This is a genomic window from Mediterraneibacter agrestimuris (assembly GCF_943193195.1).
GTDB classification, from domain to species: Bacteria; Bacillota; Clostridia; order Lachnospirales; family Lachnospiraceae; genus Schaedlerella; species Schaedlerella agrestimuris.
The window spans coordinates 16666-34939 of record NZ_CALPDG010000006.1; the positions used below are offsets into that span (position 1 = coordinate 16666).

At 44.7% G+C, this 18274-nt stretch carries 10 protein-coding genes and 1 riboswitch; of the genes, 7 read left to right on the top strand and 3 right to left on the bottom strand.

Annotated features, from left to right (window positions below; translation table 11 throughout):
* The first annotated feature begins 18 nt into the window (after positions 1–18).
* Together NFS18_RS04810 and NFS18_RS04815 are read left to right on the top strand one after the other, a co-directional pair.
* Positions 19–654 (top strand): YesL family protein, encoded by a 636-nt coding sequence (locus NFS18_RS04810; RefSeq protein ID WP_251388502.1) that lies wholly within the window; start codon positions 19–21, stop codon positions 652–654.
* Positions 655–683: 29 nt separating this feature from the next.
* The gene (locus tag NFS18_RS04815) at positions 684–3119 is read left to right on the top strand and encodes a GH36-type glycosyl hydrolase domain-containing protein (RefSeq protein WP_251388504.1); all 2436 of its coding nucleotides are present in this window, start codon (positions 684–686) and stop codon (positions 3117–3119) included.
* 82 nt (positions 3120–3201) lie between these two features.
* Here the strand turns inward: NFS18_RS04815 and NFS18_RS04820 are convergent, their stop codons facing one another.
* The 3 genes from NFS18_RS04820 to NFS18_RS04830 all read right to left on the bottom strand — a co-directional run bounded on the left by NFS18_RS04820 (position 3202) and on the right by NFS18_RS04830 (position 11531).
* Positions 3202–4839 (bottom strand): Na+/H+ antiporter NhaC family protein, encoded by a 1638-nt coding sequence (locus NFS18_RS04820; protein ID WP_251388506.1) that lies wholly within the window; start codon positions 4837–4839, stop codon positions 3202–3204.
* 111 nt (positions 4840–4950) lie between these two features.
* A riboswitch (Lysine riboswitch) is annotated at positions 4951–5121 on the bottom strand.
* Between the two features lie 119 nt (positions 5122–5240).
* Positions 5241–6236, bottom strand: a complete 996-nt coding sequence (locus tag NFS18_RS04825; protein WP_251388508.1) for an FIVAR domain-containing protein — start codon at positions 6234–6236, stop codon at positions 5241–5243.
* A 3-nt stretch (positions 6237–6239) separates the two neighbouring features.
* Positions 6240–11531: a fibronectin type III domain-containing protein gene (locus tag NFS18_RS04830; RefSeq protein WP_251388510.1), complete on the bottom strand. Its 5292-nt coding sequence runs from the start codon at positions 11529–11531 to the stop codon at positions 6240–6242.
* A 289-nt stretch (positions 11532–11820) separates the two neighbouring features.
* Between NFS18_RS04830 and NFS18_RS04835 the strand changes: the two genes are divergently transcribed.
* From NFS18_RS04835 to NFS18_RS04855, 5 genes are all read left to right on the top strand, one after another.
* Positions 11821–12588 carry an ABC transporter ATP-binding protein gene (locus NFS18_RS04835; RefSeq protein ID WP_251388512.1) on the top strand — a complete coding sequence of 256 codons (768 nt, stop codon included), beginning with the start codon at positions 11821–11823 and terminating at the stop codon, positions 12586–12588.
* Positions 12581–13390 carry an ABC transporter permease gene (locus NFS18_RS04840; RefSeq protein ID WP_251388514.1) on the top strand — a complete coding sequence of 270 codons (810 nt, stop codon included), beginning with the start codon at positions 12581–12583 and terminating at the stop codon, positions 13388–13390. Before NFS18_RS04835 ends, NFS18_RS04840 begins: the two co-directional genes overlap by 8 nt.
* A gap of 170 nt (positions 13391–13560) precedes the next feature.
* Positions 13561–14250, top strand: coding sequence for a YczE/YyaS/YitT family protein (locus NFS18_RS04845; protein ID WP_251388516.1), 690 nt, complete (start codon positions 13561–13563; stop codon positions 14248–14250).
* 354 nt (positions 14251–14604) lie between these two features.
* Positions 14605–16437 carry an NAD(P)-binding protein gene (locus NFS18_RS04850; RefSeq protein ID WP_251388518.1) on the top strand — a complete coding sequence of 611 codons (1833 nt, stop codon included), beginning with the start codon at positions 14605–14607 and terminating at the stop codon, positions 16435–16437.
* Positions 16431–18167 carry a [FeFe] hydrogenase, group A gene (locus tag NFS18_RS04855; protein WP_251388521.1) on the top strand — a complete coding sequence of 579 codons (1737 nt, stop codon included), beginning with the start codon at positions 16431–16433 and terminating at the stop codon, positions 18165–18167. Before NFS18_RS04850 ends, NFS18_RS04855 begins: the two co-directional genes overlap by 7 nt.
* Positions 18168–18274: the final 107 nt, after the last annotated feature.

Genomic DNA, 18274 nt, shown 5'->3' on the forward strand with positions numbered 1-18274 from the left:
TTCTCAGGAGGAAACACCATGAAATCAAAAACAATGAATCCGGTATTGGATTTCATCAACACACTTTGCAATTTTGTTGTACTAAACTTTGTCTTCTTAATTACTTGTCTGCCGGTCATCACAATAGGCGCCGCACTTTCTTCTCTATATTATGTAACGCTTAGGGAGGCCCGCGGTGAATACGGTTATCTCGTCCGCACCTATTTAAGTGAGTTCAAAAACAACCTTAAAAAAGGAACGATTGCTTTTCTTATCTTATTTCTTGCGGGCGCTGTATTTTTATTCAACATTGTGTTCTGGTTTGAAACGGGCACTATGGCAGGCACTGTACTGGCCGGTATTCTGATTGCCGCAGCAATTGCATGGTTTTTGATCGTTACATATACATTCCCACTCATTGGACGCTTTGAAAACAGTACAACGCAGACCCTGAAAAATGCCTTTGGACTGGCAATGAGTAATATGAAATCCACATTTGCGCTGATCATTATGGATACCTTTGTGTTTTTCCTATGCCTGTATCTGTCTCCTATGAAACTGTTTATGGTTCTGTTAGGCTTTGCATTTGTTGCATACTGTCAGTCCTTCATATTAAAAAAAGTATTTGAACCATATGAGAAAGACGTTCTGGCTTTGGAAAACACTGAGATATAAAAACAAAAAAATCTGGGAGGATACACAATATGAAATTTGGATTTTTCAATGACAAAGAGAAAGAATATGTTATCACATCTCCGGCAACACCACAGCCATGGATCAACTATCTTGGCAATGACGGGTTTTTCTCTTTAATCTCCAACACATGCGGCGGCTACAGCTTCTACAAAGATGCCAAGCTGCTCCGGCTGACACGTTACCGCTACAACAATGTACCTGCAGATACAAACGGACGGTATTATTTTATCAAACACAAGGACACTGTCTGGACACCTGCATGGCAGCCTGTTAAAACCCAGCTTGACACTTATGAGTGCCATCATGGACTTGGCTACAGCCGCTTCATTTCCTCTAAAAATGGAATAAAAGCACAGCTCACAGCATTCGTGCCGCTCAATGAAACATGCGAGATCAATCAACTGATTCTAACAAACAACAATGCCGCTTCTGAAGAACTTGACCTGACTTCCTATGTAGAATTTTGCTTCTGGAACGCAGTAGATGATTCTACTAACTTCCAGCGGAACTTAAGTCTCGGGGAAGTAGAGATCTGCGGTTCTGAGATCTATCATAAATCAGAATACAGAGAACGCCGGAATCATTTTGCATATTACACTGTTAATACTGAAATTGATGGTTTTGACACAAGCCGGGATGCCTTTTTAGGTGTGTACGGAAGTATCGAGAAACCGGAAAGTGTGCTTGCCGGAAAAACTTCCAACTCCATTGCCAGCGGCGGCGCTGTCATCGGTTCACATCATATTAAAGTACAGTTGAATCCCGGTGAATCCAAGAGCTTTATCTTCATTCTCGGCTACAGCGAGAACCCTTTTGAGGATAAATGGGAAGCTCCGGATGTCATCAAAAAAGATGGCGCCCGCGCGGCAATGAGACGTTTTTCCACAGATGAACAGGTAGAAGAAGCACTTCAGGCTCTGAAAGAGTATTGGAACACGCTGCTCTCCAACTTCTCTATAGACAGCACTGATGAGAAATTAAACCGGATGGTCAATATCTGGAATCAGTATCAGTGTATGGTTACATTTAATATGTCTCGTTCTGCTTCTTACTTTGAATCCGGCACGGGAAGAGGCATGGGCTTCCGCGACTCCTGTCAGGATCTACTTGGTTTTGTACACCTGATTCCGGATCGTGCACGCCAGCGAATTCTCGATATTGCGGCAACACAGTTTGAAGACGGAAGCGCCTATCATCAGTACCAGCCGCTTACCAAGAAGGGCAACTCTAATATCGGAAGCGGATTTAATGATGATCCGCTGTGGCTGATCGCAGGAACTGCCGCTTATATAAAAGAAACCGGAGATTTGTCGATTTTAGATGAAATTGTAGATTTTAATAATGATCCGGCACTTGCCAGACCATTGCTGGAACATTTAAAACGTTCTTTTGACTTTACGATGACGCATCTGGGTCCAAACGGACTGCCGCTTATCGGACGGGCAGATTGGAACGACTGTCTGAACCTGAACTGCTTTTCCAAAGAACCGGGGGAATCCTTCCAAACCTTCGGTCCATCTGAAGGCCCGGTTGCAGAGTCCGTCTTTATTGCCGGAATGTTTGTCAAATACGGCAGGGAATACGCCGAGATCAATAAATTACTGGGAAATGACTTGGAAGCAGAACGTGCCCGAAAAGCTGTAGAACAGATGTATGATACAGTCCTTTCCGCTGGATGGGATGGAGAATGGTTCCTCCGTGCATATGATGCTGCCGGAAACAAAGTAGGCTCCAACGAGTGTGAAGAAGGTAAAATTTTCATCGAGCCTCAAGGCTTTTGCGTTCTTGCCGATATCGGTATCCGGGAGGGACATGCTAAAAAAGCTCTGGACTCCGCCAAGAAATATCTGGATACCAAATACGGAATTGTATTACAGCAGCCGGCATATTCCAAATATTATCTAAACCTTGGTGAAATCTCTTCTTATCCGCCCGGATATAAAGAGAATGCAGGTATCTTCTGCCACAACAATCCGTGGGTATCTATAGCAGAGACCCGTATAGGACGCGGAAACCGTTCATTTGAGATTTACCAACGCACCTGCCCGGCTTATATCGAAGACATCAGTGAGATTCACCGCACTGAACCGTATGTGTATTCTCAAATGATTGCCGGAAAAGATGCTCCAAGACATGGAGAAGCAAAAAACAGCTGGCTCACCGGAACTGCTGCCTGGACATTTGTAAATGTCTCTCAGTACATTCTCGGCATCCGCCCGTCCTTTGACGGTCTGGTAATAGATCCATGTATTCCTTCTGAAATGGATGGTTTCAGCGCGATCCGCAAATACCGCGATGCTGTTTATCACATCACAGTAAAGAATCCAAACCATGTAGAAAAAGGCATCAGAAAGATAACAGTCAACGGTTTGGAAAACAAAAGCACCTGTATCAAGGCTGTCGATGGGATAAAAGAATATCATGTAGAAGTTGTGATGGGATAAAAGACGAAATATACATATCTATCAAAGATTTTATAAAAATACAGCCCATATATCCGAATAGATATATGGGCTGTATTTTCTATTATGCCTCCTGTTTATTAGTCACAGAGCGAATCACAAGCAGAGTTCCAACCATCAGCACAATACCAACCGGAAGACAGATTGCCGCTGTCATAACCGTGCCTGCAAAGTTCTGTACAATACCTGCCAGCAGATAAGTCACACCGGATACAGCCGCAACCGTGACCGCATATGGAAGCTGTGTAGATACATGGTTCACATGATTACACTGCGCTCCCGCCGATGCCATGATCGTTGTATCGGAAATCGGTGAACAGTGGTCGCCGCATACCGCGCCTGCCATACATGCGGAAATGGAGATGATCATCATCGTCTCATTTGTACCGGAGAACACATCCACTACAATCGGAATCAAAATTCCAAAGGTTCCCCAAGAAGTACCTGTTGCGAATGCCAGAAAGCATCCGATAACGAAAATAAGTGCCGGAATAATCATCAGCAATCCACCTGTCGCTCCATCTACTACTCCTGCTACAAACTCCTTCGCGCCAAGGCTGTCTGTCATAGATTTCAGTGTCCATGCAAAAGTCAGAATCAGGATTGCCGGAACCATTGCCTTGAATCCCTCCGGAACACAAGACATGGATTCAGAAAAGCTCAGCACCTTACGGACTGCGTAAAATACAATTGAAATCACAAAAGCAAAAAAGCTTCCCAGCATCAGACCTACAGACGCGTCACTGTTGGAAAATGCTTCTATAAATCCTGTTCCTTCAAAGAAACCACCTGTGTAGATCATTCCGATGACACAGCAGATGATCAGCGCAGCTACCGGGAAAATCAAATCAATCACGCCGCCTTTTGTCTCTTCTACCTCATCCTCTGCATTGGCATAAGGACGATCCGGCGTTGTGTAAATATCTCCCTTCACTGCATTTACCTCATGCAGCTTCATCGGACCATAATTTATATTCAGTACAACAATGGTCACCATCATAACAATTGTCAGAAGTGCATAGTAATTAAATGGAATCGCACGCAGAAAAATAGAAAATCCATCCTCTCCCTCTACGAAACCTGTTACTGCTGCCGCCCAGGAGGAAATCGGTGCAATAATGCAGACCGGCGCTGCTGTTGCATCAATGATATAAGCCAGCTTTGCTCTGGATACATTGTGCTTATCTGTTACCGGACGCATAACACTTCCTACTGTCAGACAGTTAAAATAATCATCAATGAAGATTAATACCCCCAGCAGAATCGTTGCAAGCTGTGCTCCTACCCGGCTCTTAATGTGTTCACTCGCCCAGCGTCCAAACGCTGCAGAACCACCCGCTTTGTTCATCATACATACCATAATTCCCAGTACAACAAGAAATACAAGAATTCCCATGTTGTAGGAATCTGTCAGTGAACCAACCATTCCATCCTGGAATACATGGACAATGGTTCCCTCAAACTGAAAATTAGAATAGAACACACCGCCGATCAGAATTCCAATAAACAGGGAGCTGTACACTTCCTTTGTTATCAAAGCCAGCCCAATGGCTACCAATGGCGGAATCAGCGACCAGAAGGTTGCATACAAATCCGGCACATATTCTGCAGCCTCTTCTGCTGCAAATACAGTCATACTACTGAACAGCAGCACACCCAGTAACGTCAGCGTTCCAAAAAGAACTTTTTTCTTTCTACTCATGTTTCTCTCTCCTTTGTAAAATGTTTTGCGGAACCAAGCGTGAACAAAAAAATGTCATGAGCAGCACTTTCTTTGCGCGCCCATGACATAAACTTATCGGTTTCGATATGATATCCTGATAGCGCTCCACTTGTGTGACAGTCCGCAGCATATTCTGCTGCGCCCCAGAAACTGTCTGCTCCGGATGCTTCCAGTCTCTTCGGCGGTTTCCCCTTTCTCATCTGACCTGGTCCGGTCTTACAGTCTAATGGTACTGATGAAATCCGCGCCTCTATCTAGTTCCGTTCTATATACTATTCATTTGTACCACGTTTCCGGTGTCTTGTCAATGAATGTTTTACTTGAATTTCCGTATATAAGAAAATGTGGAGGTTATTCCGCCTCCACACTTCCGATATTACTTATCGTCTGTAACGATTTCTTCGGTATACTACAAATCCTATAGCACCAACACTCATCATAAAAGACACTGCCCATAAGATAATTACCGAATTATCCCCTGTTTTTACACTTTTTTGTGGTGTATCCGGCACTTTCTCTGTTGTATTGTCTTGCGTTGTTTCCGTATCAGGAGCTTTCTGGATCACAAGCGCTCCGATTGCATTTTCCAAATTTTTGAGCGCCGCATCAAGCTCTTCTTTTGCAGCATCCTGTTTACCCAGTATTTCTTCTGCTGCTTTTATCGCTTCCTCCAGTTTCGCAAAACTATCTGCCGTATACTCTTCCTTTTTATAAGTTTTTGCTAGTGCAAGTGTCTTCTCCAATTCCGCTCTCAGTGCCTGAACCGAATCTTTATCTTCGTCAGTATCTCCATTACCATCAGACCCATCATTTCCTTCGGATCCATCGCTGCCGTCAGTTTCGCCATTGCCGTCGCCTGGTTCATTGTCTGATGTTCCGCCGTTTTTAACTTCAATCGTCTCTGGATAAGTAATCTTTTGAAGCGCCTCCGCCTTTGTGCCATTAACCACTTTCAAAGAATCTTCCACAACACTGACGCGGACGGTAACTCCCTCCTGATCTGCGGCTGAAAACACAGCTTTTCCAAGTTTCAAAAACTCTCCTTCAAAAAGGGCTCTGTTTCCTGACAGATAAATTTTCAAAATACCTGTATCCTCATGATAACGATACTCCGCAATCTTTGCCAGTCCTTCTTCAAACAAGAACTCCGCATTCAATTGCTCTGGTGCATCCGATTCCACTCTCAGGCTCAGCTCAAGAGAATATACATGCTCTCTCACAGTCTCTGGTAATGTCAATGACACGCTTGCCGCATTCTCTTCTGCCTGAAGCTGAATCCCCGGTTCACCCGCAGCAGATACCTGCAGCGGCAGCAGAGCGATACATGCAAATACTGCCATTGCAAACCCCGTAATTATTTTTTTCATGAATTTCATGTTCTACTCCTCCCCGGCTATATTGTTTCCTGTAAATTCAATATCCGGTAATTCCACTGGAATCTCTCTGAATAAGGAATCGCTTACAAGCCGCTGTCCCTCGTTTGTCTGAGCGTTGTTCACACGGTAAAGCTCCGCACGCACTCTCAGTCCGTCAAGATTCATCTGATCCTCCGGTTCAATCCAGTAAATCCATGTTCCGCCTGATACGTCCTGAATCACTCCTGTATCCGGCACATCTGCAAGAATAATCTGCTGTGCCTTGAGATTGCCGTCCGCATCCACACCTCCTACGATATTACCGTCCTGATCATAAAGCAGGACAACGTTATATGCCGGATTTCCTTTATAAAAACCTGTGAAGATGATGGAGTCTTTTGGAATCACATCTGACTCCTTATCGCCATACTTAAAGTCAGAAGCAAGTTTTCCGATTGCCGGCGTACTCTCCTGTGTACTATAGAAGTCCACATTATCTCCTGTCACACCGAGAACATCCAGTTCGGAGACTGCAATCTCCTCACCCTTCTGCCCCGAAATGACAAGTTTAACTGCATCAGATCTGTATGTAGCTACATATTTTCCGTCTTCGTTTCCAAAGTATACGGTCTGCACCTCTCCATCACCAAATGTACCCTTTGCTGCTTCGGTCCAGTTGCCGTCTTCTGCACGGAAATAAATTGTATAGCCCTGAATTCTCTTTTCTTTACCAACTGCATCGTCAACCATGTACTTGAGTCCGGAAATGACATGGAACTTATTAAATTCCATTGTAATCGCAGCTTCCCCTGCCGTCTTCTCCACAATAGCTGTATAAGTCGTCTCACTGTTGTTATCTACTGCATTTACGATTGGTTCTGTAATTTGCGGTTTACAGGTCACATTATCTGCCTCATGTTCCGGAGCTGCCTCACTCGTTGCCTTCAGATTCTCTGTAGTAACTGTCCAGAACTCCTTCTCCAGACTTCCGTCATGTTCGATTTTAATCGGTTCTAGCGTCTTTACTGCCGAACGGTTCAAATATTTATCCACCAGCGTCACTTCATATGTGATCACACGGTTATTCACCGTCACAATATGATCGCTGAAGGTATCTTCTGTTGCAAATCCGGCAAGCTCTTTCTGTACTTCTCCGCCGGATATCGTTGTACGGACAATTTCATATCCAAGTACGTCCTCTGCCGGGATATTCTCTGCGCCAAGCACAAAGTCAACCTGACTTGTATTATTCGCGTTCACTGTTGCGGAAGTATTGCTGCTCACAGCATTTACCGTTCCTTCCGCGTCCAGACCGCTGCCGCCATGTTCAAGACGGTACATGCGGGATGCATCACTTACATAGTAAATTGCTCTCTTCTCTGCCTCAAACTGTCCTGCGTAAGAGATTGTCTCTTCATTAGGAATCATTCCCCAGCGTTTAAAGAACTCTAATACATCTTTCTCTGCCGCCGCACAAGATAAGCGCATCAGATCCTGATCCTTGTCTCCTGCAAGTTTCAGCGCGATTCCTCCCGGAGCCGGAGCTTTTGCCGGTGTTCTTGCGTAAGTATCAACTCTTGCAAAGAAAAGATTCTTTAACTGATCCTCGTAGTTCTCATATGTTTTGTAATTATATCCATCGTCATATGCAAGATGAAGCTGCCAGTACATTCCAAGCTGTGTTGCCCCGTTCGGAGATCTTCCGACTGTACCGGATGTCACCTTCTCATAAAGATTCGCATATTTCCACCGTACACTCTCATCCCTATCTTGTGCCTGCGCAAGCTGTGCGAAATAGTTGTTTGTAATTTCTGCGATTGCATAATTTCCCTGGTTAATGTTATGTCCGATCTCATGGGCAACTCCCCAGCCAAAATATTGCCCGCTCACATATTTTCCATTCTCAGACTGTACCGGTTTGGCGCTTGCAAGTCCTGCGGTTTCGTTCCATTCAATTCCGATGTGATTTCCTGCCGCATACATAAATGCGCCTGCGAACATTCTCTGATACCGGATATTCAGATGTCCTTTCGGCAGTCTGTCTACTTCACTTTCCGCATCCTTGTTCAGTCCCTTGTGCTGATAGAACAGATGCATCATGTCTTCCATCGCATTCAGGGAATCCAGCAATGTCTGTGCATCCTGACTGCAGCCTGCTAAAATCTGCTTTGCAGGAATCGACAGCATCATGTTGTCCATCAGGATATCAGACGCTTCTAATATACAGTTCTCCTTCTGGTAAGGATACTTTACAAGCGCATTTTCAGAATCCTGATGCAGTTCCTGATGCATCGTCTCAACCTGCGCTGTATAAGTCTTCAGCTCCTCCACATACTTTTCTGCACGCGCCAGCCGTTCCGCCGGGTCTGTTATCTGATACAGATCAAGTCTCGGAACCCTTACACCGCCGTTTACACGAACCGCATACCGGTCGTTCACATTATTTCCTGTGTACTGAATATACAGTGCGCCGCCGCGCTCTGCTTCCGTTGAGCCGATCTTTGGAATCGTAATGTCATTTCTTCCGACCTTCAAAGTTGCAACTGTCTGACTCATTGCTGAACTTTCTGCATGATACTGGGTCGCTATAAGCTGCAGATTGGTATTCGCTCCTGTCTGCAAAGTATTGTGTCCCACAAAAATTGTAACTTCTTCACCGGCTGCCGCCGTAATTCCGACAGGCTGCCATGCATTCAGTCCGCTGAATCCTCTGCCGACATCCTTCGTCGTAATGGTATTATAGATTTCTACCGGATTACTTAAGTCACCGTTTAAAATGTCTTCTGCATTTTTCAGTTCCCGTTCCAGACGTTCCTTATCCGGATGATATTCTCCGCTTGCAGTGTCTTTTGTCTCAAGACGGGTGCGGAAGGCATCAATGGTTCCCTGATTCACTTCCTCCTTCAGTACCGTATGGAAACTATCCTCATAAAGCGCCATAATGTCGTCTTCTAATGAATCATAATGATAGAAGTACACTTCCGACACTGTAATTTCGCGTATATAACCATTTCCCCTTCCAAGACTGAATCGCAGTTTACTCGTTTGAACCGGGTCTGCCAATCGTATGAAATAATAATGCTTTCCATTACTGTCGCTTCTTCGCTCCACCTTCACGCCAGACAGACGCTGAAACTGGCCTGTTCCCGCATCCCAATACTCGACAGCAGACGCAGTAAGGCTTCCGAGTTCATTCAGTTCATGAAATCCTATCGTATCAATCGTATAATTCTGATCAAATTCAAATGTAAAGCCTTTGTTATTAAAATCAGGATATGAGGCTCCCTCATCCCAGTCTGCTGTATAGAAATACGATGCCGGGTTATGATCCACCATTCCCCATGCCGTTTTCCCTTCTGTATCAAGAGGACTATCCCGCATCTCACCGCGGCCTCTTGCTGCGCTTACAATATGCCTTCCCACACTGCCTTCTTCTGCTGTGTTGATCAGCTTATATTCCGGCATCTCCACCGGATCAAGGCTCTCCGTCTGTGCAACACTCTTTAATGACGGCTTCCCTTCTCCCAGTTCATTGACGCCGGTGAGATAAAGTTCATACTTTGTCTTATCTTTCAGCTCTGTAATCGTATAATGATTTTCCGTAATATTATCAATAACCTGATAAGCGTCCTCTGTACCCGACTCACGGTAGAAGAGACGGTAAAAGTCCGTATCTTTCATCTTCTTCCATGAAACATCGATGCTCTTATACTTTCCGACCGCACTTACATTATCCGGAGCATCCGGTACCTTTTCCGCATGCGGAATTGCTGTCACAGCATCGCTGTATCCACTCCGCCATGCACCGTTTACAGACTGCACCTGCACATGGTACTCTGTTTTATTGACAAGCTCTTTTTCCTGGAAAGTGGACACAGTCAATGCCGGCGCTTTCGCCATGCGAGTCTCCTCTTTTCCCTCACTGGAGATCAGTACTTCATAGCCTGTCACGTTCTGACACGGATCCCATGTCAAGACAAACTCCCTGCTTCCTTCCTTCACTTCTAAATGCTGTGGAATATCCATCTGTGGTTCCGGAATTCTATTTTCCATGCCATTTAGAAACTGCACTTTGGAAATCTCTGCAAGGTTATTGTTCTTCTTCATCCCGATGATTTTAAGCGTCACCTTCTTAACTGCAATCTGAGAACCGAGATGGATCTGGATATTCCCATTCCCATCTATCTCAGGGTGAATCTCACTCTCCGTAAGCAGAAACTGTACATTCTCTTCTACCGGCACTGTTACAGTCCCTTCTGTACCGTCTGCATTCATATATGTGACATCTACTATTGCTTTGGAAACCGGATTTTCTTTACTTGTCTTAATCAAAATCCCGTCTGCCTGTGTATCTGTATTCTCCAACAGTTCAAATTCCAGCACGACCGGATGCCCCTCCGAAATCTCGCCGCTTGTTGGTTTTAGAAAAACACTCCCGTTCCCGGACAGAATGTCGGCAAGATTGCCTTCCACTGCCGTGTCAGCTCCTGCCTTAGGCGTAACTGCATCTGCAGAAACTGAATCCTCTGCAAATGCCTGCGTGTCCCCGTTTTCTTGATAGCTATCCGCAAAATATTCCAGATCAGCAAGATCCGTGATTCCGTCCCCATTTAAATCAGTCTCCGCAGAAAAAACTCCTGCATCAATAGCATCTGTCAGCTTATCACGGTCCATATCATCAATGATGCCGTCTTTCTCTACGTCTCCTAGCAGAATCACGCCCGGATGAGGAACACCGTTCTCGTATGTATAGCCTTTTACAAATCCGGTCAAAAGATTCACCGTATATGCCCGGCCCTTTACTTCAATATCCTGCGTATAATCCGTAAATCCCGGCGCCGTCACTTTCAGTGTATACGTTCCTTCTTGAAGCTTTTCAAAAGAAACCATCCTCTTTGCCCCGGGTTCGTCTTTATCTGAAGGCAGTGTAATTGTCTTAGACTCCTGCCCTGTAAGCTCCACAGTAAGCGTAAGCTCTTTCTCCAGAATTACTGCGGCTCCGACAGATACATGAACCTGTCCGATATCTGTCGCCTGACTCTGTATCACAAGTTCTTCCGATTGGCTGTAGACATTTATTCCCTCTGTGTCTGCCGCTTCTGATTTCTGTTCTGTTTCTGCTGCTTCAGATTCCGGTTGATCTTCCTCCCCTGCTGCCGGACTCTCCTCTATCTGACTGCCTGGTTGTACTTCCAGCAATCCGTCTTGTGTGCCCTGCTCTTCCGTTATAACCGAGATGTCAGGCTCCGCCGACACCTGCATAGCAGGAGTCATTACCAGCGTTGCAGCAAGCAAGAATGAAACCATTCTCTTCATAAATATCTCCCTTCTTTCTTCCCCTTATTCTGTACCAAAAACCCGTTTTGATAACTCGAGATAATTATAAAATATAATTTATAGTTTTTTCAATTATTTTTTTATATATTATTATAAAAATTCTTTTGTAGGAATTGTAATTTTTTACACAGTCACAGGAATCTCCCTGTTCTCATACACTGTCTATATATGATTGCTTCTTGTCAGGCTCTATTCTATTCAACTATATGATGATAATATCTTTTGACGCTTACATCTTATTATGATCACTATTGAAAGGGGTGCTTACATGGAACCTGTATTAGAACTTAAGAATATCAATTATGCTTACCATACACTGGAAGGTGAAACTACAGCACTGACTGATATCTCCTTTTCCGTTGCCCCCGGCGAATTCATTGCCATCGTGGGACCATCCGGCTGCGGCAAATCCACTCTGCTCTCCATACTTTCCGGGCTTTTGCAGGCAGAAAAAGGACTGATTAAAATAAACGGAAAATACATGCAGGAGCATACGTCTAACATTGGTTATATGCTGCAGCACGACCACCTCCTTGAGTGGCGGACCATTCGCCGAAATGTTTTACTTGGTCTGGAAATTCAGCATATGCTCTCTGCCCGCTCCCGTGCAAAAGCAGATGAACTTCTGGATACCTATGGTCTGAAACAATTTGCAGATTCCAGACCATCGGAACTCTCTGGAGGAATGAGACAACGTGCCGCTCTCATCCGCACATTAGTTCTGGAACCGGATATTTTACTTTTAGACGAACCATTTTCTGCATTAGACTATCAGACACGGCTGACAGTTGGCGATGATATCGGACAGATTATCCGAAACGCCCACAAAACCGCAATTCTTGTTACCCATGATTTATCCGAAGCCGTCAGCCTTGCTGACCGGGTGATCGTACTGACTTCCCGTCCAGCCACAATTAAATCCATTATTCCGATTGTTTTTCATCTGGAAGATGATACCCCTATGCACAGGCGGAACGCCCCGGAATTTAAAACCTACTTTAATCTGATTTGGAAGGAGTTGAATCAAGATGAGTGAACTATTAAATGATATCTCTGCGGGACAGCAAAAATATCTGAACGGCCGTAAACGACACCGGCGGATTGTGCGTGTTTCCAGGATTGCTATCCTGTTAAGTTTCTTATTTCTCTGGGAATTCACCGCAAATGTTGGAATTATCGATTCCTTTATCTTCAGCAGTCCGTCTAAGATCGCCCTTTGTTTTTGGGGTATGGTTCTGGATTGGACAATATTTCTCCATATCTGGACCACACTTTATGAGACAATTATGAGCTTTGTACTGGTGACGGTGTTTAGTATTCTGATGGCGGTGCTGCTCTGGAGCAGCAAAAAACTTTCAGAAATTCTGGATCCCTATCTCGTTGTTTTAAACAGTCTTCCGAAGTCTGCTCTTGCGCCGCTTCTTATTGTCTGGCTGGGCGCAACACAGACGACCATCATCGTTGCCGGAATGTCCGTGGCAATCTTTGGAAGTATTTTAAATCTGTATACAGGCTTCATTACTGTTGATAAAGAAAAGGTCAAGTTAATCTATACGCTCCGGGGAAATAAGCGGCACGCCCTGACTAAAGTCGTCCTGCCTGCTTCCGTTCCCACCATCATCAGTAACATGAAGGTCAATATCGGACTTTGTCTGGTGGGTGTTATTATAGGAGAATTTCTTGCGGCACGAAGCGGACTGGGATACCTGATTATTTATTCGAGTCAGGTATTTAAAATGGATTGGCTTCTCATGTCTATATTACTTCTCTGCATTATGGCAATGGGGTTGTATGCCCTTATCAATCTACTTGAAAAGTGGTATCTGAAGAGATATTAAGCAGTGTATTTCATTTTTCTAAATATTTTTTAGGTTTTATCAGTAATTCTAAATATTTTTTAGGTTTTTATTGACTTTTTCTTGTGCATAAGCTACTATTTTCTATAGAATTATATTTCCAAACTCCGAAGTATAATGATAATACCCCACAAGAAAGAAGAGAACCCACTATGAAAAAAGAACGCTTACCGCTTCGCATTATCCTTTTCATTCTCGGAACAGCCTTTAATGCATTCGGTATCACACTGATCACCAAGGCTTATCTGGGTACCTCCCCGATATCAAGCCTGCCCTTTGTACTGAGTCTGGGTCTGCCGCCATCCTTCGGCACACTGACCTTTGTATTTAATATGATTTTTTTCACAGGTCAGATTGTCATATTAAAAAAGAACTTTGCAAAGATTCAGTTCTTACAGATTCCGGTTACCATCGTGTTCAGTACGCTGATCGACCTGTTTATGTCCTTCTTCGTACAGTTCAAACCAGGCAATTATCTGTATTCCATACTGCTTCTTATTTTGGGCTGTATGGTTATGGCATTTGGCATCAAGCTGACCATTACCGCAGATTTAATCATGACCCCGGGAAATGCATTTGTAAATGCACTGTCTGGTCAGCTTCACAAGAACTACGGCACAGTTGAGATTTATTTTGACACTGTTCTGACGATTCTTGCAGTGATCGCTTCCTTTGTATTATTCGGAAAGTTCCGTGGTGTCCGGGAAGGCACGATTATTTCTGCCTTTTTAATTGGATCATTTATAAATATATACGATAAATTATTTGGAACTGTTCTGAACAAGCTAATGTCTTCTGCGGAAGATACTGTTTGCTCAGAAAATAACAGTCCATGTGTTTAATTTTCAAAAGTCCTCCCCTGTTTTGGCAGGCGGAGGATTTTATCTTCTTAAAAACACACGGTTTTACTAGAGATTATCCACAAAATATGTATCTATTTTTTAGTACATTTATCCATGGATTTCATATTAATTGTCTCATCTTATCCATTTTGCACAATTTTCTTTCTCAGTTCACTCATCATTTTTGTTTATTTCTCATATCTATTCCCTTTCTTTCTAAATTTGTATATTGTCTAAAAAATAACGATCATTGCCATTTTTTGTGTATCTGTTACAATTTACATATGATTATTTTTCCTATCTTTAGGAAATTTTCACCATATTTTAATAAAATAAAAGGAGAGATAAACAATTATGAGCAGACTTGAACTAGCCACTCCCACAAAAGCTCAGCTCGTTGTAGAGGGCTTATACAAAGACCTGGAACGAAGAATTGAATCCAGCCCTCCGGGACTTTGTCCGGTTGATTTATCCAGAGCATTTCTGGATTTGTGCCACGCACAGACTTGCGGCAAATGTGTCCCATGCCGTATCGGACTTGGTCAGCTGAGCCATCTTATCACAGATGTTCTGGATGGAAATGCAACCTTGCAAACATTGGATGTAATGGAGGACCTTGCACTTTCTATTATGGATTCCGCAGACTGTGCCATTGGTTACGAAGCAGCGCACATGGTATACAAAGGATTGATCGGATACCGGGAGGACTATGAAGAACATATCCGTCAGGGACGTTGTACCTGTACATATCACCAGCCTGTTCCTTGCGTATCCCTCTGTCCGGCAGAAGTGGATATCCCCGGCTATATCGCACTGGTTGGAGAAGGCAGATACGCTGATGCAATCCGTCTTATCCGGAAAGACAATCCGTTCCCAACCACCTGCGGTTTTATCTGCGAACATCCATGTGAAGCAAGATGCCGCCGTAACATGGTAGATGATAAAATTAATATTCGGGGTCTGAAACGTGTCGCAGCAGATTTTGCCGGCAAGGTTTCGCCTCCCGAATGCGCTCCTTCTACAGGCAAGCGCGTGGCAGTCGTTGGCGGAGGTCCCAGTGGTCTTAGCAGCGCTTACTATCTGCAGCTTATGGGACATCAGGTAACCGTATATGAAATGCTTCCTCAGCTTGGCGGCATGCTCCGTTACGGAATCCCCAACTACCGTCTTCCGAAAGACCGTCTGGATGATGATATCCAGGCAATTTTGGATACTGGTGTAGAGGTAAAATACGGACAGCAGATCGGAGCGGATATTACCCTCCAGCAGCTCCGTGACGAATACGATGCCGTTCTGGTGTCCATCGGCGCCAGCACAGCCAAGAGACTTGGACTTGAAAATGAAAGAGCTGAGGGGGTTCTTTCTGCAGTACATTTCCTGCGTGACGTAGGACACGGCAATGCACCGGATCTTACCGGGCAGGAAGTGGCTATCATCGGCGGAGGCAACGTAGCTATGGATGCGGTCCGCACAGCAGTCCGTCTGGGCGCTAAGAAGGTAAGTATTGTATATCGCCGCCGCATTGCAGATATGACCGCCCTCCCTGATGAAATCGAAGGGGCTGTCGCAGAGGGGGTTGAAGTTCAGGTATTAAAAGCACCGTCCCGCATTGAATTGGATGATAACGGTCACGTAAAGGGCATCTATGTCACTCCGCAGATGGTCAGCAAAATCAAAGACGGACGTACTAGTATCCGCCCTTCAGGTGAGGAAGATATCTTGATTCCATGTACAACACTTGTAGTTGCCATCGGTCAGGATATTGAATCCAATCACTTTGCAGAAGCCGGAATCCCTGTTGTCCGCGGACGCATTATGTCTGAGAAAAACGGCGGATTTGCAGATCTTCCGGGTGTGTTTGCCGGAGGAGACTGTGCAACCGGACCTGCAACAGTCATCCGTGCCATTGCAGCTGCGAAAGTTATGGCAGCAAATGTTGACGAGTACCTGGGCTACCATCACATCATTTCCTGCGATGTAGATATTCCAGAACCTCGTATGGCTGACCGCACGCCGTGCGGCAGAGTCAATATGACAGAACGTGAAGTCTGCGAAAGAGTCTGTGACTTTGACGGCGTTGAAAACTGCATGACCGAACAGGAAGCACATCAGGAAGCAAACCGCTGCCTGCGCTGCGACCACTTTGGATTCGGAGTCTTTAAAGGAGGTCGGAACAGATTATGGTAAATCTTACTATTGACAATAAAGCGATCAGTGTTCCAGCCGGCACTACAATTATGGATGCCGCAGAACAGAATGATATCGTAATCCCAAGATTATGTTATTTAAAAGGCATCAACGAAATCGGCGCCTGCCGTGTCTGCGTTGTGGAAGTAGAAGGACAGGATAAACTGATTCCATCATGCAATAATACAGTAGAAGAAGGCATGATCGTATATACTAACAGCCCGAGAGTCCGTATGAACCGTAAAAATACAGTGGAACTGATACTGTCCCAGCATGACTGCCAGTGCACAGCCTGTGTCAGAAGCGGCAACTGTTCTTTACAGAAGCTTGCCAATGATCTGAATATCATTGACTTACCATTCCGTCAAGAATTGGAGATCACACCATGGAAACAGGATTTTCCATTGATCCGCGACTCCAAGAAATGTATCAAATGTATGCGCTGTGTTCAAATATGCGACAAAGTACAAAGCCTAAATATCTGGGATGTGGAAAGCACAGGTTCCCGTACAACTGTAAATGTATCCAAGAACCGCAAGATTGAAAATGCAGACTGCTCTCTCTGCGGTCAGTGTATCACGCACTGCCCGACTGGAGCACTGCGTGAACGTGACGATACAACAAAAGTATGGAGAGCCCTCCACGATCCAAAGAAGGTAACTGTGGTTCAGGTAGCTCCTGCCGTTCGTACCGCATGGGGCGAAGCTCTGGGGCTTAGCCGTGAAGAAGCAACTATGGGAAAAATTGCAGATTCTTTGAAACGGCTGGGATTTGATTATGTATTCGATACTACATTTACGGCAGATCTGACGATCATGGAAGAAGGCAACGAGTTTATCAAACGGTTCACCTCCGGTGAATTAAAAGACAGACCCATGTTCACTTCCTGCTGTCCGGGATGGATCCGCTTCATTAAATCGCAGTATCCTCATCTGGTGAAACAGCTTTCCACGGCTAAGTCACCGCAGCAGATGTTCGGCGCAGTGATGAAAACCTATTTTGCAAAATCCATCGGCGTCAATCCTGAGAATATGTACACCGTATCTATCATGCCATGTACTGCAAAAAAAGGCGAGTGCAATATGGAACTCTTCTATGAAGAATATGCCGGGCATGATGTAGATACCGTACTTACAACCCGTGAACTGACACGTATGATTCGTTCTGCACACATCAAGCCGTCGACACTTGAGGACGTCGAATGTGATGAACTGATGCGTGACGCTTCCGGCGCCGGAGTCATCTTCGGAGCAACCGGCGGTGTCATGGAGGCTGCGCTTCGTTCCGCTTACTTCCTGATCACAGGAAAGAATCCTGATGCTGATGCATTTAAGGATGTACGCCGTACACAGGAAGATGAATTTACGATGACGGCAGAAGTACCAATCGGCGATATCACTGTAAAAGCAGCCATCGTCAGCGGACTTGGCAATGCCCGCCGTCTTATTGACCAGATTGAACGTGAAGAAGTACATTTTGATTTTGTTGAAGTTATGGCTTGCCCTGGCGGATGTGTAGGAGGAGGCGGTCAACCGATCCACGACAATAAAGAACTTGCTCTGGAGCGCGGAGAGCGACTGTATTTCTTAGATGAAACCAATAACTTAAGATTCTCTCATGAAAACAAAGACGTACTGAAACTATACGAAGACTTTATGGAAGCTCCGCTTTCCCATAAGGCACATATGCTTCTGCACACTGACCACAATGCGTGGGAAATGCCGAGGTAAAAATAATTTTATTATCAAAGGATCAACTCCTCTTTCCTTAGATAATGCCCCATAAAGAAGGAATGTGGTTTTTACTGCATTCCTTCTTTTTTCGTCATTTTGACGTA